This is a genomic window from Deltaproteobacteria bacterium RIFCSPHIGHO2_02_FULL_44_16, from assembly GCA_001798185.1.
In the GTDB taxonomy this organism is placed as follows: Bacteria; UBA10199; UBA10199; order 2-02-FULL-44-16; family 2-02-FULL-44-16; genus 2-02-FULL-44-16.
The window spans coordinates 74,714-97,795 of sequence record MGRM01000006.1 but is presented as its reverse complement, the minus strand read 5'-3'; the positions used below and the strand labels follow the sequence as shown (position 1 = coordinate 97,795).

The following is a 23,082-nucleotide window of genomic DNA, read 5'->3' as shown; positions in this document are numbered from 1 at the left end:
CAGGCTGAAGCGCAGGCAAAAATCTGGCGTCTGAGGATTTTTGCCGTAGTGAGACAACGCCTCCGAGAGACTTTTCAATAGATGTTATGCATTCGCGAGGCGATTCAAGACATACGGTAAGATCCCGCCGGCTTTGAAGTAGTGAAGTTCATTCGGAGTATCGATCCGCACGTTGCACGTGATTTCTTTTGTTGCTCCCTTGCCACGAATTCGAATCTTTATCGGAGCTTTCGGTCTCAGTGTATCGAGCGCTTCAATATCGACCTCTTCGTTTCCTGTTAATTTCAAAGCATCAACTGTTGTTCCTTGTGGAAGCTCAAGTGGAAGAATCCCCATGCCGATGAGATTGGATCGATGAATGCGTTCGAAACTCTCAGCAATAACAGCGCGCACTCCGAGAAGTCTCGGACCTTTCGCAGCCCAATCGCGCGACGATCCACTTCCATACATTTTGCCACCAAAGACAACGAGTGGATTACTACGCTTTTCATATTCCATGGCTGCTTCATAGAAGGTCATCTCTTTTCCTTCGGGATAGAGAAGGGTGTACCCCCCTTCGCGAGCAAGTATATTATTTTTGATGCGAACATTCGCAAACGTTCCACGCATCATCACTTCATGATTGCCACGACGCGATCCGTAAGAATTGAACTCTTCTACTGTTATACCGTGCGACAGCAAATAGGTTCCAGCAGGAGATGTCGGTGAGATGGCTCCTGCAGGACTGATGTGATCAGTCGTAATGAAATCGCCGAAGATGCCGAGGATGCGTGCAGCTTTAATCTCTTTTGCTCTGTTTTCATCTTGAAAACGTTTCTCAAGAAATGGAGGTTTTTGGATATAAGTCGACGTTGCATTCCATTCGTATGTCTCTTTCTCTGGAACTTTTGTTGCGCGCCAGAGTTCGTCACCGGTAAAAACATCGCCGTAAGCTTTGGTGAATTGTTTCGCTGTCACATGTTTTTTGACGAGAGCATCGACCTCTTTGGGATCAGGCCAAATATCTTTGAGATAGACAGGAGTTCCACTCTTCTCTTGTCCTAAAGGTTCGTTGGTGAGATTGACATTAATATTCCCTGCGAGCGCATAAGCAACAACGAGAGGTGGCGAAGCTAAATAATTGGCGAGCACGCTTGAGTGAATGCGCGCTTCAAAGTTTCGATTTCCCGAAAGCACTGATGCGGTTGCAAGTTTTCCGTCATCGATCGCTTTTTGAATATGATCTGGAAGAGGACCGCTGTTGCCAATGCAGGTCGTGCATCCGTAACCGACGAGATTGAAACCGAGTTGATCGAGATATGTGGTAAGTCCTGCTTCCTTTATATAGTCGGTCACGGCTTTGGACCCCGGCGCAAAACTTGTTTTTACCCAAGCAGGGGCTTGCAGCCCTTTTCTAAGCGCGTTACGTGCGAGCAGAGCAGAGCCGATCATCAAATGCGGATTCGAAGTGTTCGTACACGATGTGATCGCAGCAATCACAATCGAACCGTGCGTCAGCTTGTACTGATTCCCTTTCGGATCTTTGACAGACACGGACGCACCAAGAAGCCCCAGCTCTTGAGGAACTTCTGTTTCGTTGTGCCCCGGCGCGACGTGTGTGCCGCCATTGGCGACCCACGCCTCGACGGATGCTTTCATGTTTGCAAGTTCGTTTTTAAAACGTCCCGCAACAAACGAACGAAAAGAGTGACGGACATTGGAAAGTGCGACACGATCATGTGGTTTCGAGGGTCCTGCCACGCTCGGCTCTACACTTGCGAGATCGAGTGTTAACACATCGGTGTAGTTGGCATCTGGTGTCGATGCATCGTACCAAAGTCCTTGCGCCTTGAAATAGAGTTGCGCTCGTTCAGCTCGTTCTGTTCGCCCGGTTGATTTTAAATATTCAATCGTGACCGCATCGACTGGAAAAATACCAATCGTCGCACCATATTCAGGAGACATATTTCCAATCGTCGCACGATCAGCAATACCTAAGTGCTGCACGCCAGGCCCAAAAAATTCGACAAATTTTCCGACGACACCATATTTGCGAAGCATCTGCGTGACCGTAAGCACGAGGTCTGTGGCAGTAGCAACCGGCGCTAGCCGGCCTGTAAGTTTTACTCCAATCACTTGTGGAATGAGCATTGAGATCGGTTGACCGAGCATCGCTGCTTCAGCTTCAATCCCGCCCACTCCCCAGCCGACAACACCGAGCGCATTGATCATCGGGGTGTGCGAATCAGTCCCCACCAGCGTGTCCGGAAAAATGGCTGCGCCGTTTTTCTGGGTATCGTTTGTCATCGCGACGTGGGAAAGATATTCTAAGTTGACTTGATGACAGATGCCCGTTGCTGGAGGAACCACACTAAAATTCGAAAAAGCTTTTTGTCCCCATTTCAAAAATTCATAACGCTCTTTGTTGCGCTGAAACTCCATCAGAGCGTTTTGCTTGAGCGCGTCGGGTGTTCCATACACGTCGACTTGCACCGAATGATCGATGACAAGATCAACGGGTTGCAGCGGATTAATTTTTTGCGGGTCTCCTCTTTTCTCGCGCATCCCTTCACGCATCGCTGCAAGATCGACGACTACAGGGACTCCAGTAAAATCTTGCAGAAGTACGCGAGCAGGTGTGAACTGAATTTCATCATTGGATTCTGTTTTGGGATCGTAGTGAAGAAACGTTTCAATATCTTGTTTTCGAACCGCTTCACCATCTTCATGACGAAGCAAATTTTCAAGAAGGATCCGATGCGAGTAGGGCATGCATTGTAACGAGATGCCCAATTTCTTTTCAAGTTCTGGAAGGGAAAAATAGTGATACTGTTTCCTCGAAATATCGATTGCTTTTTTTGTCGAAAAAGAATTTTTCATGGGTGCAAGTTCCTTTTTGAAGTTCAGCCGTCTCATACTGAGCGAAACTTTGTTTGTCGAGAGAGAAGCAGGTAAAAAAATGCCCGTGTAAAATACACAGGCATTTTTGATAGCAATGTCGAAACGTTTTTACTGCGCTGCGCAACATCCATTACTGCAGCTAGCGTTTGCGGTCGTGATCCCTTGTGCATTACTCGGATTTTCTTCGGCAAATATCTGACAGTCGAAGTCGCCGCCGCAATAACTGCTCGCGCAAGATCCAAAGACACTGAGCTGGCTTGTGAAAACAATATCACGCGCAGCGCTCACGGTGGTGCCATCGCAGAAATTCATATCCTGAAAATTGTTTTCACATTCAACAGCAACGGCTTGTGGACATGAGGCGGTAAAATCCATGGCAACGACAACATCGGGCGTAGTGCTGCAGCTATAATTGGTGATGGCTGCAAGATCTGCTGTTTGGGAAGTTACGCTTCCTGTATAGACATCATGGCTAAAATCTTCGGCTTGAGCTGTCGTGAGGAGCGTGCCGGAAGTTACTGGCTCATAGTGATCGGTTTGGTATTCTGTTGCTCCCGTATTGCTTTGATCGGAACTACCATACGTGTCTTGCAGCGCAAAACTGGATTCTAAGAGGCGTAGCTCATCCATCGTGCCTCCAGTAAAATTCGCGAAGATAGCATGTTTGTTCTCTTGCGATGCGCCGCCACCAAACGAACCGATTTGATATTCCCGTGCCGTTAAAAGTCCGGCGCTGTCAATGCTTACGGCTCCGAGAAAGGTAAAGCTCCCGTCAGTAGGTCCAAAATAGACGGTGGCGCTGCGAGTTGCGCTGGGATCAAAAATCAGTTGTCCACTTGCGTTGGTGGTCAATGAAGCTGTGAGATCACCCACAAAATTTCCAAAATCTGCGTGCACACTCTTGGACGTAAAAGAGGTGCTGCCGGTGAGTCGAATTTGTTCATAACCGCCAACGGTATTTGAAGAATTGCAGAAAAACATATCTGCAGCATAGCCGCTTGCTCCTTCTGTGGTGCTCGTGCCAAAAACTTTGATGAAAATAGTTTCATTGGCACCTTGACCAGAAACATTCACTTGCACGATTTTATTGGAGGCCCCTTGTTCGAAGACAGTGGAGGCTGTTGCCGATCCACTTGTAATAGAAACGCCATTAGAACAGGCAGGCATATTCTGCATGTAGCAAAGGCTCGTTCCCCCCTGAAGCATGTTTTGGAACGAATATCCTACAGCCTGTGCCATGCGACAGGCTCCTTCGCCATCCCAATATGAATCGATTTGCGATTGCGTTGCTGATCCCGCAGTCGTGATGGTCGCAAGCAGTCCATTCCAGAAGTAGTCATCTGCATTGCTTGAAGAGATACTGGTGAGAAGGGGTGGTGTCCCCGTTACCGCTTTGCTTAATGATGCATTGAGAGAGGTGGTTGCTGTAGTTGCCACAAAGGTTTCAGTATTCGGAAGGTCATCAATAGAGTTGACTGAAGTGGAACTCGCGGTCGTACTCGTACCACTACTTCCACCGCATCCGATAAAGAAAATACCGAGAAGAAGAGATAAAAAACCAAATGCCACTTTTGTGATGTGTTTCATGGACCCCCCCTGTGAAAAACCATCGCCATTGTACAAAAAAGAAAAGCTTTAAACAAAGAAAATTTTTACATTTTTGTCCAGACTGCGGTTATAGAAAGAGAATTTAAGGGTAAAAGAATACCCAACCCTAGAGCCTGTTTGTAAAGTCATCGTGTGTCATTGCGAGGAGTATGAGCGACGAAGCAATCCTTTGTAACAATACTTTCAGGAGATCGCCACTCCCGTCGGGCTCGCGATGACCCCTTTGCAAACAGACCCTAGGAGTAATTTTTTCGAAGCGTTCTGCGCATCACTTTATGAGATGCGGTTCGAGGAAGAGAATCAATGATGACCACGTCATGGATTTTGAAAAGTGGATTTAAGTTTTCTTTGATGGCACGTTGCATGCACTCTTTAAGAAACGGAATGTCACCCTCGCGCATGCGGGGATCTCCCGTATTTACGTGAGATTCTCGTTTTTGCGGGAATGAAGCCTTTATAACAACATAAATCACCAAAAGACTTGGACCTCCATCCTTAGGGGAAACGGCGATCGCCGCAGTTTCTTGAATACCATCAACCCGATTGAGGACTCGTTCGATCTCAGCAGAGCTGACTTTGATCCCTCCGAGGTTCATCGTGTCATCAGCGCGTCCGTGCGCACGATAATAACCGTTCGGAAGTTTTTCGATCTGATCACCATGCCGCCGCCCCTGCGCCCCTTGCGGGGTATCTGCAAAATATACTTTGTGATGATCCTGATTCAGAAGTTTTGTCGAGAGGCCGATCGATGGAGGAATCAAAAAAACTTCACCGTTGTTTGTCGGTTTTCCCTCTTCATCTAAGATCACAAAATCGATGCCGAGCGCTGGCGTTGTAAAGGTTGCAGGGATGGCTGGTTGCAGCAGTGTTCCCGTCAAATAGCCACCTCCAATTTCTGTCCCTCCACAGTATTCAATGATGGGACGATTGCCCGCTTGAGCCATGAGCCATGCATAATCATCGGCATTGGAGCATTCCCCGGTAGAACTGAAACATTTGATGGAACTCCAATCGATGCCTGCGGCACTTCCATTTTCTCTCCAAGCTTTGACAATGCTGGGAACAACTCCAAGCATCGTTACTTTTGTTTTCTCCACAAAATGACAAAACTCTCGGGATGTTGGCGAACCATCGAAAAGGGCGATAGCCCCTTTGTTGATGAGCGTTGCATAGATGAGCCACGGACCCATCATCCACCCTAAGTTGGTCGGCCATGCGACAACATCGTCTGGTTGAATGTCGTGGTGGAGATAGCCGTCGCTTGCGCATTTGATCGGAGTGGTGTGCGTCCAAGGGATGGCTTTCGGTTCTCCGGTGGTGCCAGATGAGAAGAGGATGTTTGTTTCGTCCTCAGGATTACATCTCACTACTTCAAAACCTGACTTCGTGCGTCTGTCTGCTTGCCCATTGCGCGCTCCGGTTGGTGCTGACAATGGGCTGCACAGCGACGCACTAAATCTGGTTTTGAAATCAGATCGCAACGGCATGCTACATCTACTTTTGAAATCAAGCCATGAAACATCTTGTTTGCGAAGAGAAGTCGAAAGTTTTTCTGAGCACGGAATTACAATGGCCATCGGAGCATCGGCATCAATGACTTTTTGATAAAGAGGAAATTCTTTTCCGCTGCGCTCGATGACATCTTGCGTGAAAATGGCTTTGGCTTCTGCAATCTGTAAACGTGTTTTGATTTCGTGTGAAGCAAAACTATCAGCAATCGAGACCACACACATTCCTGCTTTGATGATTCCAAGATAAATCGAAACAGCGTCAGCCGTCATCGGCATGTCGATTGCAATGCGATCTCCTTTTAGAAATCCTAACGAAGTGAGGCCAAAAGCAATACCATCACTCCGTTCATTCAGCTCTGCATACGTTATGGTTTGAAGAGGAGTATTTTCTTTTTGAAAAAGAATTGCCGTGCTTTGTGGATCTGCTTGAAAACAACTTTCGGCAATATTGAGTTTCGCACCGACAAGCCAGTGCGGAGATTCAATGCCGTCCGAGAGATCGAGAATGCTTGTATATTTTTTTTGGAATCGAATTCCCAAGAGCTGGATCATCGTTTCCCAAAATGAACCGCGCTCAGTGATCGACCACTGATAGAGTTCCTCATAGGAGTGATATTTTTTCTGTTGGAGAAGACGGAAGAGATTGGTGGAAGAAAACATTTTTTCAGAAAATCGCGGTTTGGAGGAAGATGCAAGTTATTCCTCACATTTCTAAGGAACCTTGACACGTGAAGATCCTCTCTTTTATATGTCTCCTCTTTTGAGGAGTGAACCATAAAGATCTTTCCCCCCATTGCAGCGAGTCATTCATGGTTTCGTTGGGTTTTTCTTTTTGGACTGAACTTTCTTCTGCGCCTTTCGACCTTTTTTAATGATTACATGAATATCGATGAGAATGAATTTGCCATTGCCGGCAAAAAAATTCTCTCGGATGCGATTCCGTACCAAGATATTTTTATCTATCAACCTCCCTTTCCTTTTTATTTTTATGCAAGCGGACTGGAACTTTTCGGTTCCTCCACACTTTTTGGGCCGCATCTTTTTTTGATGCTGTGGGTTTTTCTCACGGCAGTTATTTTGGGTCAGATTGCGAAACGTCTTTACCCTTTTGCGAATATCGAATGGTGGACAGCAGCAAGTTTTATTGTTTTTTCCACCACGTTTCTTCCGCAGGATATGTTGGGAGTGAACGGCGAAATTTTGATGGCGCTTCCTGCAAGCCTTGCGATTTTGTTGATTTTAGAAGCGCGCAAACGCTCTTCCTTTTTCTTTTATTTTTTAAGTGGTCTTTCAATTGGATGGGCCATTCTTGCGAAATATTTTGCAGGACTTCTGTGGCTTACCATTCTCCTGCTTTTGCTCCTCGATGTGGTACGTAAAAGACGATCGTTACGAGAAAGTGTGTTTGCAAGCATGGTCGTGACCTTGGCGACCTTTCTCCCTTCATTGCTTGTCATTGGATGGCTTTCATGGAGAGGCGCGCTCGATGATGCTATCAATTGTTTTCTCTACATTCTCAAATATGCGCAAGGACCTTCGCAGAATGATCCGCTTTATTTATTTTTAAAATTTACAAGTTACACCACCCTCATCGCTTGGTGCGGACTTTTCTTATGGATCGGCGCTTTTGCGCGTACCATCGATGATCTCCGGCACAGAGAGAGCAATGGGGAGTTGCTCATTGTGATCTGGTTTTTGAGTTCCTTTGTCGCCATTATTGCGGGGGGACGGATGTACTATCATTATTATGTAGTTGCTTATCCTCCACTCGTGCTTTTGGGGACAGCATGGCTGTGTGAACGAAGTGAAGCGTGGTGGAGAAAATGGAAGAGTTTTTTTGTGATCATGACATCAGTGTCGGTTCTCGTTTTTTTCTTTTATGCTTGGAGTCATTCGCACTTACGGGGAAATGAAAAAGACAACTGGATTGCGCCGAAAGAGTTTTTACGACTTCATGCGAAAAAAGGGGACACCCTTTTTGTCTGGGGTTATTGTCCTCAACTTTATTTTCTGTCCGGTATGGACACAGCCACTCCCTTTACGACGGCAGATTATTTAACTGGTCGTTCTCCAAAATCGGCTGGACTTGAATATGACCCTCAGATGCCCAACCCTCCGTCGGGATGGAAAAAATTTCTTAACGATTTTCGCGATCCCCAGGGAGTGGTTGAATATGATACTTCCGACAATATTTTTCCTCCTGCTTGGGACATTTTGCGCGAACATTTTGAAAAAAAACTTCCAAACTATATTGTCGATACAGCGCCATCCAACTATCGACGTTATGGACGTTATCCCATGAGTCGATATCCTTACTTGCAGAATATTGTCCAAACTCATTATGTCTTGTTCGCACAGCTTCGCGGTTTTGATATTTATCTCTTGCGAGATGATCATGAGACAAACTGAACAGAGGAAAGTGCTCATTTGCATTCCCACTTTTAATGAGAGCGACAACATCGTTCCTCTGGTGGAGAAGATTTATCACTTGCTCCCGGATATTGATATTCTGGTGGTCGATGATGGTTCCACTGATGGAACGCGGGAAAAAATTATTGAACTTACGAAACAATACTCTCATCTGAAACCCTTTTTTCGAAAACGCGATGGGGGACTTGCAGGTGCGATCCTTGCCGGTTTTCATTATGCGTTCTCACATGGTTATGAATGGGTGCTCACCATGGACGCCGATTTTTCACATGATCCGCATGATATCCCACGTTTTCTAAAACTGGCTTCAGAGGAAAAGGTCGATGTGATTATCGGTTCCAGGCATCTTCGTGGAGGAGGTGTGAGAGGTTGGAACTGGCAGCGACACTTTCTTCATTTCCTTTCGCGCATGTACGTGACGCTCCTTTTTGGTCGTTTCACGTCAGATTTTACAAATAATTTTAAAATGTATCGCGTTGACGACTTGCGGCGATTTCCTCTTGAGGAGATCATGCTCCGTATGGGACCTGGATTTGTGGGTCACACGTTATTGATCTACCTTTTTTCCCGAGAAGGATATCGTATACGAGAACTTCCGGTCGTGTTTCCTGATCGACAACAAGGAAGATCAAAAATGTCTTTGCGTGAAATGCTGATAGGTTCTTTGGCGATTTTGAAAGTGCGCTTATCTCTAAAAAAACTTCGTTCTTTATCAACGGCGCGCGAGGATAAAGTTTCGCAGGGTATCTCGAGGCAATTTTAACAACCGGGGTTTGACAATAAAATTGCCGAGAGTTAAGCGAACACTGTGGGTTGTCCCACAGTGGAGCGGCCCGAGAAAATTTGGCCGAAGCAGCCGTTGATATGTACATCGTGAGGATCTTATGAAACATTTTTTCCTTTTCTTTCTTTTTCTTTTGATGTGTGCAGTGAATGCCTTTGCCGACGACCTTGAAAAGATCAATGAAGAGCAGCGGCGACTGGAGACCGAAGAACGTGTGCTGACGGAACAACTGTATCAGCTCACCAAAAAGAAACAGGCACTTCTCGAACAAAAACTTCGTCTTCTCCACGCGCCGCAAACCGCTCCTGTTATTTCTTCACCCCCTGCTGTTGAACCACAACCGATCGTGTCAGTGCCGGTATTACCTGAGCCCACGTCAAAAGAAGAAAGCTTTGTATCAAAGCCTGTGATGCCAGCATCTGCACCAGCTCCCGTTGTGCCCGCTGCTCCCACATTTAAAAGTGATTTACCTGAAGGGTGGGATGAAGCGCCGAATGTTCCTCCAGGCTATGTGACGCTTGAATCGTTAACGACGACAAAACAACCGCAGCCACTACAACCTGTTTCACCTCAGCCAGCCCCGCAGGGGAAACAAAAGAAAAAGAAATCAAAAGTGGCAGCACCGGTTGTGGAAGAAAAACCTCTTGAAGAAATTGCAGCACCAGTTGTTTCAATTCCCCCAGTCATTCCAGCGCCGGTGTTACCTCCGGCATCGCCAAAATGGAAAAGCGATCTTCCTGAAGGTTGGGAAGAAGAGGTGAAAGTTCCAGAAGGGGCTGTCCCTCTTGAAGCAGTTGGTGGGAAACCGGTAGCGGCGCCACAAGTCCCCGCAGTTCAAAATCCTCCCGCAAAAGAAGAAGTAAAAAAGGAAGAGAAAAAGGGAAAAAAGAAAGACCGCAAACGTCGTTGGGAATGATTAGCGAGTTGTAAAACCGATCTGAAAAAGACCCATCATATTTGTTGACCCTCTCGGTCCATTTTCGCAACCAGGAAGAACAATACTTGGATCTGTCACCGTGTAACCACACTTCGCAAGATCGTGGAGATGGACAAATCCAAACATCGGAGAGATAAAAAATGTTGATGGTTCCTCTCCAAAGAGTTGTGTTTGATAGGTCGCAATAGGTCCCACAAAAGCGTATGCCCCGTAGCCACGCGGAGATCGTTGACCATCGGGATCGTAGAGGAAAATTGCACCGGTTCCTTCCACTCTTCCACCAAAAGCAATGTGATGAAAAGGATAAGAAAAGTTTGAGAGCCATTCTGCAAAAAGTGTTAAGTTTGGTCCAGGATCATGTTGACTAAGTTGAGTGTGAATCCCGATGCGCGCTATCCAATCTTCTGGATTTTCAATAAAGATACCAGTTCCAATCGTGACGCCAGAAGTAGGATGAGCGAAATATCCATTGCCATCAACAGAGAGAACACCCCCCGCTGTAAAAAAGAAACCAATCTGTATATCTTCTGGTAATGGGCTTACACCGCAATGGTTGAGATGATCTGTCCAAAGGAGAGTAGCCCCCAAAACTTGAGGATCAAGATTTATCGTGGAAGTATGTTGTTTGCCGGTGTGATCCTCAAAAATGATTTCAACAGGTTTTCCGATTTTTTCTTCAAAGAAATTATGAATCATTTCGGGATTATCATTTCGCACCGAAGTGCTTATGTTTGTGCGGTAAGGGAGTGTTTTGAGTTCGGTTCCATCAATGTGTGTGATGTTCGTCCCTGGCTTCAGACCGGTCAGCTCTGCGGCTGAACCCGGAAGCACGCTCTCAACGACAAGAGATGGCCATTTGAGCCGGAGTTGAGCGGGCTGTTTCTTATATGAAGATAGTGGAAAAGGAATTTCAATTCGCAATTCTAATTTTTTCCCCTCTCTTAAAACCACAACGTCAGTAGGATTGAGGAGGCGCCGAGGAACTCCTGTGGCAGGATCATTGGGAGGTTGTTTTGTTTTTGGATCCAGTGGATCGAGTTGTTCTGTGACGCGTTTTTGTTGATAAATACCCTCTACAATTTCAACAAGAGTAGCGAGAGCTTGACGTGAATCACTTGGAATCGGTTTGCCATCGATTTCCAGAAGACGATCGGAAGATTGTATGTGTGCCTGATTGTCCCTAGGAGGCGCATCAAGAACATATACTCCCTGAAGGGCATCTGACCCTTCACACGCAGGGATGCGCAGTATTTTTTCGAGATCAGTCATAAAATGGGTCTATTCCCTCTTTCTCCTCAAATATCGACCAATTTTGAAAAAAGTTGCCTTTAGGAGCAACTTCCTGCCATTGTGGTCGAAAATAGAGAAGGGCGAAAGATTCTTTTACCAAGGATAAATCATGATCAGTGGCGGTAATCCAACAGGTCCAGTCAAGCGAGCCTCTTCGGCGGTGGCGCAGTATGAGGTTGATCAATCAGCAGCTCTAAGTTCGAAAGCGCCAAAGAGTATGGAAAATATACGCACCCTTTTTGTACATCATTCTCTTCATTTCCAACGTTCAGTTCTTTTTACTCCTCGACTTCATTCACTTGGTTCCGGATGTGGTGGTGATGATCCAGATACCGCATACCCTCTCGGCATTACATCCGCGAACATCAATCCTTTACGGCGAGGAAATATGGGACCTGGAAGTCCTGTCATTCCTTCAGCGCAGTTGGAAAATGACGGGAATGACCCTGCTGCACCAAGAAGTGATCTCTATCCTGTTCCTCTTCCAGAAAGAAATAAAGAACCTCGCACTCTTTATACGCATATCGGTGCTGATGCTTTGAAGAAAATGCAAATCGCGGTTGAGCATGAACTTCTTTTGGGAGTGGAGATCCATCAGATTGTCGGCGGTGAGATGCGTCGGCTCAGCAGTGATATGGTGCGTGGCTGCAGCTTTATGGTCGATCCTCAGACAGGAAAAGCGCTTGTTGCTTTCGATGAACAAGGGAATGTGGTGACGGACTATTCGCAGATCAATCAAGATTTGAAACTCGAGCAATATAATGTGGTGCTTGTCCGTTTCACCAATCGTGATCAGGAAAATCCATTTCAGCTTCCGATCCCCTTTACAGGAGGAGAGGTCCAAGAAGGACTTCGAGTACTTTTAGGTCTTTCGAATGATCCGCGATCGCAGCAATCCATGGCATGTAATTTAGGAAATGCCACTTCTGGGAACAAACTGTCAGGAACACTGTATTTTCGACTTATGGGACCAAAGGCAACTCCAGGAGATTATTCTCTTGGTACCATCGATGCTTTTGGCGAAACCGATGAAGGTTTGGGGCGGGGACGACGTGTCTATACGCGGCCACTCGTTTTTAATACAGAGGAAAGTAGAGGACCTGACAATCCGCAGTATTTGACAAGGACCGATCTTTGGTATGCGAAGATTGTCTATACTCGTGCTCCCCATCGCCTTCAGGAAGGAGATCTCATTCATTCTCAAAAGGGACTGAGTTGGAAGCATTCCGATGTCGCAATGCAGCATGTTATTGCAGATGATAAGGTCACTTCTGCTGACAATCCGGATCTCGTGGGAGCAGAAGTGCTCCAAGCGGGGGATGTCCGTATCGGACAGACTTTTGAGTGGTGGCGTACAGGGATAGATCCCCAAACCAAAAAACCGACTCCTCAGTATGTCTATCAAGTCGAGTTCTGTATTTTTAACGGTGCCATTAGTGCTCTGAATGCAACATGTGATGGACCGGTCCGGCCGACCGAGTTCTGGATTCAAACCGTGGGTGGAACAAATTGTCGTCCTGATTCGGTGCAGGAAGGAAAATATGTGCTGCTGAAATCAGGCGGCCAACCCGTCAACTGTGAAAGCGGAGGAAATCCTGTACAAGTTCGCATGACTCCCAATGACATGGCACATATGGAATTTGGCTTGGCATCGCCCAATCAAACTGGTCCCTTTGGCCAGTTTCCTTACCCGGAAAATACCGCCTTTGGCATGAACTTCTACGTCTGCGAAGCTGGCTTCTGTCCTCACGATCAACAATAGTGCTCCGACTCGCAGATGCTCGCTCAGTACGTATCCACTCTAGACAAATCAGATCAGCATGGTAGGAACCGTTTACGTTTTTCGTTCTTCGTTCGTCGGGGCGCTGCCAATTGGAGAGGTGTCTGAGCGGTTGAAAGAGCTGGTCTTGAAAACCAGAGTACCTTTACGGGTACCGTGGGTTCGAATCCCACCCTCTCCGCCAAAAATACTGCGGAAAAAATATGCCAACTCAAGAAAAAATAACAGGTCCCTTTCCGCTCGATTCAGATTCATTCTGGAAAGCCATGCTTGGAAAGTTGCGGGTCGCGATCGGCATTCCTTTTATCTATTCGCTCTTTTTCCCGATGGTGATTTTTGATCTGTGTCTGGAAATGTATCATCGCATCTGTTTTACGATTTTTGCCATTCCGAAAATCGAGAGACGAAAATATTTTATTTTTGATCGACACAAATTGCCCTATTTAACACCGATCGAAAAACTGAACTGTCTCTATTGCAGTTACTTCAATGGTCTCGTTGCGTATGCGCGTGAGATTGGCGGTCGCACGGAACGACACTGGTGTCCGATCAAGCATGTGCGAAAACGGATGCACGAACATGCTCACATTGAAAAATTTTTCGACTACGGTTCTGCTGAATGTTATCAACGAGAAAAGAAGTTGATACGGATTTATGATGAAGAGAGCGCAAAATAAGGAAAATGTATGTACTATCTCGCCATCATCATCGCTGCTGCTGGCACTTTCATTTATCATCTTTCCATGAAAAAGTTGCCTCAAGGCCTCAATCCACTTTTTTCTTTAGCCATTGTTTACTTCATGGCATTTGCGCTTTGTCTTTCAGGAATGATGTTGTGGCCAACAGGCTCAAAGCAGTTGCAAGCTCCATGGAGTATGCTTGGTATTGCACTCGGGATCATTGGCATTGAACTTGGATTTTTACTTGCATATCGCACAGGGTGGCATGTTGGCTATGCTGGAATTACCGTGAATGCCATTTCTGTTTTGCTCCTCTTGCCCATTGCGATTTTGTTTTTTAAACAAGGGCTCACGTTCGAGAAAATATTTGGCATTGTCCTTTGTTTAGCAGGATTATTTTTTCTGATGCGTCCGTCATGAACTTCAACTCTCGCTGCCGAAAACATGTGCTCGTCAAAATTATGTTGTTTCGGAATGAGTTGCTGTCGTTCGTAGGCTTGAGATTTGATCTGGTGAAGCAGAATGTTCCGACTCCATCCCATTTCGAGAGTTGTTTGAAGATAATATATGCGAGCAGGCAAATCTTTTACTTTGTTCAAAATAAGGAGATTCTGGCCCCAAGGAATTTCTGCGACAAGTTGTCGCAGTTTTATATCAGCATGATATTCTTCATAAAATCTCCTCATGTCCCAAAGATTTCTGGCTGAAAATCCAGTAGATCCCGAAAATTCTTTTCTGAGGTCTTTCGAGAGTTTTTCTACAACAGCTTTCCCCCAGCCAAGTTGTTCTTGCTTTTCAACAATGGTCTTTCCAATCGACTAATAAAGATGAATCAGCTCTTTATTTACCTTGCGAGATGCAGCAATTCGAGCGTCTCTGATGCGAGACTTGATCGTATTCACAAAATCGATGTAATCAATGGTTTGAAAAAGAGAATGCGCCATAGTTGATCCTTTCGGCGCACTTCCTTCTAAGCACACAAAGCGTTCACTTGACCAGAAAAAATACGGATTTTTTATTCAAAGGAGAACCTTTACTATTTTTCGTTTTCCCTTAAAACCTCTCACAATTTGCACGGATGATGGTGCGACGGAGAAGTGTTCAGCGATGGCTTTGATCACTGCTTCATTGGCTTTTCCTTCGGTGGGCGGGGATTTTACAGAAATACGATAAGTCTGGTCATCAATTTTTTCAACCGACACTTTTTTCGCATTTGGTTTTACGATGACAGAAATTTTCAGAGATTTTTGCATTTTACTTTCTCTCAACATCAATTAGGAAGATCAAGTAGGAGAGAGGAAGAAGAATGTCGAGGTTTTTGCTGTTAGCAATTTCAGGAGCGCTCGGAACACTCGGTCGATATCTTCTCAGCGGTTCTCTTCATGCTCTTTTCGGAGCACAGTTTCCTTACGGTACCTTTGTTGTCAATGTGCTTGGATGCTTTGTCATCGGGTTTCTCGGAACTCTTGTTGACGAAAAATATTTTCTTGCTTCAGATTTTCGTATGGCTGTCTTCATCGGATTTCTTGGCGCTTTCACGACATTTTCCAGTTTTGCCTATGAAACCTGGATGCTTTTTAAAGCCGGTGAATTTTTTTTCGCTGCATGCAATGTGTTTGGCAGTCTTATCCTCTGTTTTGCGGGATTGTTGATCGGTGTCTTGTTTGCGCGACTTTTTTGAAAGGGGAGATGAATGAAGATTCCAGAGGATGGAAAACTGCTTCGCATTTTTATCGGTGAATCTGACCGCTATGAAGGGAAACCACTTTACGAAGCCATTGTCCATCGTGCCAAGAAAGAAGGGCTTGCTGGTTGTACGGTGCTCAGAGGTATTGAAGGATTCGGAGCGTCAAGTCGCATTCACACCGCCAAAATTCTTCGACTTTCAGCAGATTTGCCAATCGTCATTGAAATTGTTGATGCCGAAGAAAAGATTGATAAATTTTGCGAACAGATTGACACGATGATTCAGGAAGGATTGGTGACCGTCGAAAAAACAACCGTGCTTCTCTATCGTTATCAAAAGAAATAAAAACTCTCTCAACCTCTGGTTTTGCAACACCCTCGGATTTCTCTTTTCTTGACCAGAGAACTTTCAATATCTTGCATTCACTCGATGAAATCGAATAGACAGGGAGATATCATGACTCCTTCATTTCCCATTCTTAAACTTAAAAAACGCGAAGAGCGGCGCATTGAAGCAGGCCATCTGTGGATCTTCAGTAATGAAATCGATACTGAACAAACACCACTGAAGCAGTTTGAGCCGGGTCAGCTTGTTGCCGTTGAAAGTGCAAACGGGAAAAAAATTGGAACAGCGTATGTGAATCCTCATTCCCTTATTTGTGCGCGGCTTATGAGCAGAAAAGTTGAAGAGCTCACAGCAGCTTGGTTCATCGAACGTTTTCAAAAAGCACTTCATCTGCGCGAGCGTTTTTATGCGAAACCCTTTTATCGTCTTCTCTTTGCAGAAGGGGACTGTGTCCCGGGATTAATTGTAGATCGCTATGGTGATGTGCTTGTAGCTCAAATTTCCACCGCTGGCATGGAGCGCTGCAAAACCATGATTGTCGAAGCTCTTTGTGCGGTCCTCAAGCCGAAGAGTATTTTGTGGCGAAACGATGTGTCACTTCGTGAACTCGAAGGACTTTCTTTCGAAGTGGCTGCTGCCTATGGTGATCCACCGAAAGAAGTTTTCCTCACGGAACATGAAACAACGTTTCACATTCCCATTTGGGAAGGTCAGAAAACAGGATGGTTTTTTGATCAGCACGAGAACCGCGCTTGGTTTTTAAAACATGTTCGAGGCAAACGCATTCTCGATGTTTTTAGTTATATCGGAGCGTGGGGTGTTGAAGCGGCAGTTCATGGTGCGAAAGAGGTCGTCTGTGTTGATAGTTCTCAAACCGCTTTACACTGGCTTACACAAAATGCTGAGCGAAATCAGGTTACAGATCGAGTAAAAATTATTTGCGATGATGCTTTTGATGTGCTGCGTGCTTTGGTTGCACAAAAGAAAATGTTTGATGTCGTTGTTGTTGATCCTCCCGCCTTTATCAAACGTCAAAAAGACATGAGCGCTGGGTTTAAAGCTTATCAACGCCTTAATCAGTTGGCACTTTCTCTTCTTCCTGCTGATGGTTTGCTCATGAGTGCTTCTTGTTCCATGCATCTTTCCGACGATGATTTTATGAACATGCTCTTTCAGGCAAGTGATGAAAGTGGGAATACAGCGCAGCTCCTTTGGCGTGGCGGACAAGCGTCTGATCATCCTGTTCATCTTGCAATTCCTGAAACCAGATATTTAAAATGTGCTGTGCTCCACACGTGAGGAGATTGACCATGAATTTCAAAAAAATTTTTCTGATCGTGTTCTGTCTCTCTCTTTGTACAGCATGTAGTCGAAAAATTTCAGAAAAGGGCGAAACCCTTTCGTGGCATCAAAATTGGGACGAAGCTGTAAGCGAAACAGAAAAGAGGCGCAGCCTCTTGTTTGTGGAAGTGTCGACGCAGTGGTGCCAGTATTGTAAATATGTCGAAGAGCGGATTTTTCCGGATCCAAAAGTGCAAGAAACCTTAGCTTCATTTGTGCTTCTTCATCTTGATGGTGATCTTCCGGAAACGCAGTCGTTCATTGAAAAATTTCATGCCGTTGGTTTTCCGACCTACATTCTTTTTTCTTCTGATCTCAAAGAACTGACACGATTGAATACGATTGCAACGCCAGAAGAGTTTCTCTCACGTGTCACAAAGGCAAAATCGGAAACGCCTGGTTATCTAGAATTTGCTGAAGCGAAAGCCTTTGAAGACGAAGGAAAAGAAAAAGAGGCACTCGCAAAATATCAGGAAGCCTACACGATCTTCAAAGAGAGAAAAGATCCGTTCCTCGAAGATGTGCTGTATGCACTCACTCAGTTTGAATCACTCGAGAGAAAAGAAAAGCTCCTTCTTCTGCGAGAGGCGATTGATCTCTTTCCCTCTTCTGTTTCGCTTCCTGATTTTTATCATCGTTTAGGAATGCTTTTTGATTCTGCCGTCATCAAGCAATTTTATTTGCAACAGGCAAAAGAGGTGATCGAAAGTCGTATCGATCATTTCGAGGATCTTTCGCCAAAAGTGGCATGGGTTCTTGTTGATGATCATCTCTTTCAACTCATCGATATCGTGAAAGAACTTGAAATGTATGACCGCATTCCGGCTCTTTCTTTAGAAGGAGCGCGTCTTGGAGAAAAACTGATCGATCGACAAGGGGGGCTTTCAAAAAATCGTCATATGATCGGGAATGTTGCCTATTTTTATCGTAAGGGAGGAAAAGCAAAACGGGCGATGGCGTTTCTGGAGCGCGCGATGAAAGAGCTCCCCGATTACTGGCCTCTGGATCGCATGTATGCTCAGGCGCTTCTTGATGCCGGAGAGTTAACGCGCGCTGCAGAGATGGCAAAACGCGGCTATGAACGTTCAGAAGCTGTGGCAAAACCGCGCGCGGCGCTTGTGTGGGCTGAAAGTTATGCGGCGCAAAAAAAATATAAGGAAGCAAAAGAGGTCATAGAACAAGCTTTAGAAGATCTCAAGAAAAGCGGCGACACTGAAGGGCGCGCCAGGAAAATAGCAAAAACTCTGGAGAAACAACGCGAAGTGTATCTGCTGGTACTCGATTAAGACAATCTTTATGCGACGACGTTATCAACAACAACCGAAGCGAAAGCGAAAATGGGTGAAGCGGTTTTTACTCCTGATTCTTTGTGGAGGAGTGGGACTTTTTCTTTATTCCAAATATCTTGCGTATCAAATTGAAGAAAAATTTGATCGCGCGCGAAAGTGGAATCTCCCGTCACGTGTTTTTTCTGATGCCGAATATCTCTATCCCGGTATCGATATCAATACTCGCAAGCTCCTTGAAAAACTCGATCGCCTTGGATATCGCAATACCGGAAGTCGCATTGAAGGCCCTGGCGATTATGCGAAGGCTCGTCAGCATCTTGATATTTATCTTCACGATTTTGATTACCCTGGCGACCGCTTTCGCGGTTTTCCTTTAAGAATTGAACTTGATCGTACGGTCATTGTAAAGCTCCTTCACCGCGAAGAAAAAAAAGAGCTGGAACTTGCTCGTCTGGAACCGGAGGTCGTTGCTTCTATTTTTGATGAGCGCATGGAAGATCGAACAGTTGTGACACTTGAAGAAGTTCCTCCTTCACTTCTTGAAGCAATTATTCTCATTGAAGACGAACGTTTTTTTAAACATCATGGTATTGATCCTGTCGGCATTGCTCGTGCTCTGGTTGCAAACATCAAAGCAGTGGGCATTGTTCAGGGAGGATCAACACTGACACAGCAGCTCATTAAAAATTTCTTTCTTCATCCACGAAAATCTTTTTTACGAAAAATCAACGAACAACTTATGGCGCTTGAACTTGAACGCCATCATTCAAAATCAGAAATTCTTCAGGCCTATATTAATGAAATTTATCTCGGCCAACGCGGCGCATCTTCTGTTTCTGGTGTTGCTGAAGCAGCAAAATATTATTTCGGAAAAAATGTGAAGCAACTCACAGTTGCAGAATCAGCCTATCTTGCAGGGATGATTCAATCTCCAGGACGTTATAGTCCTTTTACCAATCTTGAAAAAGGTATTTCCCGCCGAAATCAAATCCTCATGAAAATGCTCAAAGCAGAACTTTTAAGCGAAAAAGAATATCACATGGCAATAAATGAAGTCGTTGTTTCACCCAAACAGAAAATGAAACGGGCGACAGCTCCTTTTTTTATCGATTTTGTGAAACAGGAACTCGCAGCAAATTTTTCTGAGGAGCTCCTTGAAAGCGAGGGATTACGCATTTTTACAACGCTTGATATGCACGCCCAGGTTGTCGCCGAAGAAGTGATTGATACAGAACTTAAAAAACTTGAAACAGCTTATGCTTCTCTTCTTCCAAAAAATCATCCTGATCCATTGGAAACCTGTTTGATTTCAATTCAACCCTCCAATGGATATATTCGGACGATGGTGGGAGGACGTGATTATGAGCGGAGTCAATTTAATCGATGTGCGCAAGCCCATCGTCAGCCAGGTTCAACCTTTAAGCCCTTTGTTTATTTAACAGCGTTTGATCAGGAGCGAAGTCAGGTCCCAGTGACGCCCTCAACGCTGATTGAAGATCGTTCTTTTACGGTAGAAGCTGGCGGTGAACCGTGGAGCCCAAGAAATTATGATGAAGAGGAACATGGAACCATCACCGTACGCACAGCTCTTGAAAATAGTTACAATATCGCAACCGCAAAACTCGCCATTCAAACAGGACTTGAGAATGTGGTGCAAACAGCACGCGAAGCAGGCATTCACGGTAATCTCTTGGCTGTCCCTTCTCTTGCGCTTGGTGCGTTTGAAGTAACTCCTTTGGAACTTGCGTCTGCGTATACACTTTTTCCGAATAGCGGAATTCGAGCAGAACCGATTTCTCTTTTGCATGTAGTCACAAAAGAAGGTGAAGTTCTTGAGCGAAGACGCGTCAAAATGCAGCGCCGTTTTGATCCTCGTCCCGTCTATGTCACAACACATGTGCTGAGAGGGGTGATGGATCGGGGGACGGGTGTCGGCGCGCGTGCACTTGGTCTTTCGGGAGTTGTTGCGGGAAAAACCGGAACCACTTCAGACTATCGCGATGCCTGGTTTGTCGGTTTTACTCCTGATCTGCTGGCACTTACATGGGTTGGTTTTGATGATAATGCCGAGATGAAAAAAATGAGCGGCGCGCGCGCTGCACTTCCCATGTGGACAGCATTTATGAAAAAAGTCATTCGTCCAGGCTCACAAGATTTCACTCGTCCGAACGATGTGGTTTTGATAAAGGTGGATCACGATACAGGAGGGCTTGCAACCTCCCGATGTCCAGATTATTTGTATGAAGCCTTTATTGAAGGAACTGAGCCGACTGAGTCATGCAACGACATCGACATTTCACACGAACTTCCACCAAAAGAATCGCAAAACGAATCTTACTGAGTATTTTTGTCCTTTTCTTTTGCGTTCATTGCGCAACGACCAAACAATCCAAACGTTCTCCTGAAGAGCGAGCCTATCCTGTCCCTGATATGAAAAAACCTCCTGAAAAACGGGAAGTAAATATTCCCAAACGAAAAGCATCAGCACAACTTGTGGAAAAGGGCATCGCAGCTATGAATGCAGAAAATCTTGAGAAGGCTGAACGATATTTTCATGAAGCGATCAATGTCGACACAACAAACGGCATTGCGTATTTCTATCTTGCAAAGGTTCTTTTTGAAAATGATCGTCCTGATGAAGCCCTTGGATTTCTCGACAAAGCTCAGTCACTTGTGGAAGAAGACGATGACTATTGGCACGAACAGATTGAACTTTTGCAAAATAAAATCACCGGAAAAACAATTTCTGATGAAAGTGGAGCAGATGAGCATTACTACTAAAGTTGGCGATCGTCAGACGACGCGACTTTTCTCAGGCGAAGAAATCTCGAAAGATGACTTGCGACTTGAAACCTATGGAACGCTTGATGAGCTTGTGTCTCAGCTCGGGGTTGCACGAAGTTTGCTTTCGAAAAGTAAACGAGCCGACGAAATTCGTGAACTTCAAGTCGATCTTTTTCGCATTGGAGGAGAACTTGCGTGTATCGATCCAAAAAAACATTCATGGATTGAACCGACCACAGAAAAACATGTGGCATGGATCGAAGCGCGGATGAAAAACATTGAATCGCAATTGAAACTTCCAAAATCATTTCTTGTACCGGGTGCGCATCCGGTTTCAGCTCACCTCGATGTTGCACGTACTATTGCCAGACGCTTTGAGCGGTGCGCTATCGCGCTTTCTAAAAGTGGTGGTTATGACAACACACAAGGGCTGATTTATTTCAATCGACTCTCTGACTATTGTTTTCTTCTTGCTCGTGCCGTGGAGATGGAATTGGGCATCATTTTTGACGCTAAAAATATGAGTGATAAATAATTTTTTATATTGCGAGGCGCGGCTTTGCTTTTTGAAACATTTTGGTAAATGCGCCTTGAAGTTTTTTGACATTTGAAGAACGCGCTTCAAAGACAACGAGTTCTCCTGAAAGTCCCATTTTTTCATTGGATTCAGAAAAAACAAGCACACCATCTGTTGTTCGTGAGAATTGGCACGCGAGGTTCATTCCACTGCCACCGATACGGATACCGCTCAGATTGACTCTTGTTCCACCAAAAACACGAGTGTCGCCAATTTTTCCGGCAGCGCCGCCTATAATTGGTAATCCTCCTTTTTTGGTGCCGACATTATAACGATCTTCGGTTTTTCCAACGAGTGAACATTCAGCAACATACTGTGCTGCTGCTATGGCACCGCCTCCACCTGAAAATCCCTGTTCACGCTGAACATTTCCTGTTGTGCCACCACGGCCACTGCACGTAAGTCCTGCATCAAAACACGATTGCATGGCAATACGATGCATTTCAATCACTTCACTTTCATTCAGTTTAAATCCTTCTGTTTTGACAGGATAAACAGCAACGGTTTGTGCCTGGCCAGTACTGCTCAATGCAAAGACGACAAGAGAGAAAAAAATACTCAAGAGCGATGTTGATTTCATAAATATCTCCTCATTAAAATAATGAATGATGGCAAATGAATTCATAAATCTTCCAAATGATAAAAATAATCAACAAAAATGTTACGGAAACACCCACTGCCCAAACAGGAAATGTAAAAAGAACGATCTGTTTCCATTTTGGATGACAAGTCACTTCATAGCTCTTCAAACCAAGCAATCGATTGGGGGTGTCTAGCACCATTCGTTTTACGCTCTCAGGTCGTATACTCGCTGCCAGAAAGGCAATAATGACAGTATGAATCCACAGGATTGCAATCGCCATATGGTTCATTTTGAAAAAAAGAGGACCGCTTCCCATTTTTGGAAATATGAAAAACAGGAAAAGACAGAAATGGGCGCCAATCCAACCACCAAAAAAACCGATGACAGCACCAAATAAAATAAAATTTGTGCTGAATTGATATTTGCTGATGAGTCTTGATGGTGAAATCCTTTGCGCTTGTATTTCCTTGGAGAGAGTTCGAAGAAGAATAAATCCGGAAAGATGGTATGAGTAAGCAGAAACAGACCAAATAAGAATAAGAATTGTCAGTATAATGCCAGAAGCTTCTTTCAACC

20 protein-coding genes and 1 tRNA gene are annotated in these 23,082 nt (G+C 45.1%); 14 read left to right on the top strand and 7 right to left on the bottom strand.

The window, feature by feature from the left end; all coding sequences use genetic code 11:
* Window positions 1-84: 84 nt before the first annotated feature.
* The 3 genes from A3C46_03715 to A3C46_03705 all read right to left on the bottom strand — a co-directional run bounded on the left by A3C46_03715 (window position 85) and on the right by A3C46_03705 (window position 6,659).
* On the bottom strand, window positions 85-2,895 hold the full coding sequence (locus A3C46_03715; GenBank protein ID OGQ23225.1) for an aconitate hydratase 1: 2,811 nt from the start codon (window positions 2,893-2,895) through the stop codon (window positions 85-87).
* A gap of 93 nt (window positions 2,896-2,988) precedes the next feature.
* On the bottom strand, window positions 2,989-4,467 hold the full coding sequence (locus A3C46_03710) for a hypothetical protein (protein OGQ23224.1): 1,479 nt from the start codon (window positions 4,465-4,467) through the stop codon (window positions 2,989-2,991).
* 257 nt (window positions 4,468-4,724) lie between these two features.
* Window positions 4,725-6,659, bottom strand: a complete 1,935-nt coding sequence (locus A3C46_03705) for an AMP-dependent synthetase (GenBank protein OGQ23223.1) — start codon at window positions 6,657-6,659, stop codon at window positions 4,725-4,727.
* 219 nt (window positions 6,660-6,878) lie between these two features.
* Between A3C46_03705 and A3C46_03700 the strand changes: the two genes are divergently transcribed.
* The 3 genes from A3C46_03700 (at window position 6,879) to A3C46_03690 (ending at window position 10,129) form a co-directional block, all read left to right on the top strand.
* Window positions 6,879-8,408: a hypothetical protein gene (locus tag A3C46_03700; GenBank protein OGQ23222.1), complete on the top strand. Its 1,530-nt coding sequence runs from the start codon at window positions 6,879-6,881 to the stop codon at window positions 8,406-8,408.
* On the top strand, window positions 8,395-9,192 hold the full coding sequence (locus A3C46_03695; GenBank protein ID OGQ23221.1) for a hypothetical protein: 798 nt from the start codon (window positions 8,395-8,397) through the stop codon (window positions 9,190-9,192). Before A3C46_03700 ends, A3C46_03695 begins: the two co-directional genes overlap by 14 nt.
* Window positions 9,193-9,313: 121 nt before the next feature.
* Window positions 9,314-10,129: a hypothetical protein gene (locus A3C46_03690; GenBank protein OGQ23220.1), complete on the top strand. Its 816-nt coding sequence runs from the start codon at window positions 9,314-9,316 to the stop codon at window positions 10,127-10,129.
* Here the strand turns inward: A3C46_03690 and A3C46_03685 are convergent, their stop codons facing one another.
* Window positions 10,130-11,419, bottom strand: a complete 1,290-nt coding sequence (locus A3C46_03685; GenBank protein OGQ23219.1) for a hypothetical protein — start codon at window positions 11,417-11,419, stop codon at window positions 10,130-10,132.
* Window positions 11,420-11,549: 130 nt separating this feature from the next.
* On the opposite strand from A3C46_03685, the gene A3C46_03680 reads away from it, so the two are divergent.
* The 4 genes from A3C46_03680 to A3C46_03665 all read left to right on the top strand — a co-directional run bounded on the left by A3C46_03680 (window position 11,550) and on the right by A3C46_03665 (window position 14,607).
* Window positions 11,550-13,202, top strand: coding sequence for a hypothetical protein (locus A3C46_03680; GenBank protein OGQ23218.1), 1,653 nt, complete (start codon window positions 11,550-11,552; stop codon window positions 13,200-13,202).
* Window positions 13,203-13,314: 112 nt separating this feature from the next.
* Window positions 13,315-13,404 (top strand) — tRNA-Ser (locus A3C46_03675).
* A gap of 502 nt (window positions 13,405-13,906) precedes the next feature.
* Window positions 13,907-14,320 carry a hypothetical protein gene (locus A3C46_03670; protein OGQ23217.1) on the top strand — a complete coding sequence of 138 codons (414 nt, stop codon included), beginning with the start codon at window positions 13,907-13,909 and terminating at the stop codon, window positions 14,318-14,320.
* Window positions 14,317-14,607, top strand: coding sequence for a hypothetical protein (locus A3C46_03665; GenBank protein OGQ23216.1), 291 nt, complete (start codon window positions 14,317-14,319; stop codon window positions 14,605-14,607). Before A3C46_03670 ends, A3C46_03665 begins: the two co-directional genes overlap by 4 nt.
* A 312-nt stretch (window positions 14,608-14,919) precedes the next feature.
* On the opposite strand, the gene A3C46_03660 is transcribed toward A3C46_03665, so the two are convergent.
* On the bottom strand, window positions 14,920-15,141 hold the full coding sequence (locus tag A3C46_03660; GenBank protein ID OGQ23263.1) for a hypothetical protein: 222 nt from the start codon (window positions 15,139-15,141) through the stop codon (window positions 14,920-14,922).
* Window positions 15,142-15,206: 65 nt separating this feature from the next.
* Between A3C46_03660 and A3C46_03655 the strand changes: the two genes are divergently transcribed.
* The 7 genes from A3C46_03655 to A3C46_03625 all read left to right on the top strand — a co-directional run bounded on the left by A3C46_03655 (window position 15,207) and on the right by A3C46_03625 (window position 21,881).
* A complete protein-coding gene (locus A3C46_03655; GenBank protein ID OGQ23215.1) occupies window positions 15,207-15,581 on the top strand; it encodes a hypothetical protein in 375 nt (124 codons plus the stop codon).
* Window positions 15,582-15,593: 12 nt separating this feature from the next.
* Window positions 15,594-15,932, top strand: a complete 339-nt coding sequence (locus A3C46_03650) for a hypothetical protein (protein OGQ23214.1) — start codon at window positions 15,594-15,596, stop codon at window positions 15,930-15,932.
* 111 nt (window positions 15,933-16,043) lie between these two features.
* Window positions 16,044-17,231: an SAM-dependent methyltransferase gene (locus A3C46_03645; GenBank protein OGQ23213.1), complete on the top strand. Its 1,188-nt coding sequence runs from the start codon at window positions 16,044-16,046 to the stop codon at window positions 17,229-17,231.
* An 11-nt stretch (window positions 17,232-17,242) separates the two neighbouring features.
* Complete coding sequence (locus A3C46_03640) at window positions 17,243-18,559, top strand: hypothetical protein (GenBank protein ID OGQ23212.1); 1,317 nt, start codon at window positions 17,243-17,245, stop codon at window positions 18,557-18,559.
* 10 nt (window positions 18,560-18,569) lie between these two features.
* Window positions 18,570-20,903, top strand: coding sequence for a hypothetical protein (locus tag A3C46_03635; GenBank protein ID OGQ23211.1), 2,334 nt, complete (start codon window positions 18,570-18,572; stop codon window positions 20,901-20,903).
* On the top strand, window positions 20,840-21,343 hold the full coding sequence (locus tag A3C46_03630; GenBank protein ID OGQ23210.1) for a hypothetical protein: 504 nt from the start codon (window positions 20,840-20,842) through the stop codon (window positions 21,341-21,343). The genes A3C46_03635 and A3C46_03630 overlap by 64 nt, the downstream gene beginning before the upstream one ends.
* The gene (locus A3C46_03625) at window positions 21,327-21,881 is read left to right on the top strand and encodes an ATP:cob(I)alamin adenosyltransferase (GenBank protein OGQ23209.1); all 555 of its coding nucleotides are present in this window, start codon (window positions 21,327-21,329) and stop codon (window positions 21,879-21,881) included. Before A3C46_03630 ends, A3C46_03625 begins: the two co-directional genes overlap by 17 nt.
* Window positions 21,882-21,885: 4 nt before the next feature.
* Here the strand turns inward: A3C46_03625 and A3C46_03620 are convergent, their stop codons facing one another.
* Both A3C46_03620 and A3C46_03615 read right to left on the bottom strand, forming a co-directional pair.
* Window positions 21,886-22,503, bottom strand: coding sequence for a hypothetical protein (locus A3C46_03620; GenBank protein ID OGQ23208.1), 618 nt, complete (start codon window positions 22,501-22,503; stop codon window positions 21,886-21,888).
* Window positions 22,504-22,516: 13 nt separating this feature from the next.
* Window positions 22,517-23,080, bottom strand: coding sequence for a hypothetical protein (locus tag A3C46_03615; protein ID OGQ23207.1), 564 nt, complete (start codon window positions 23,078-23,080; stop codon window positions 22,517-22,519).
* Window positions 23,081-23,082 lie beyond the last annotated feature (2 nt).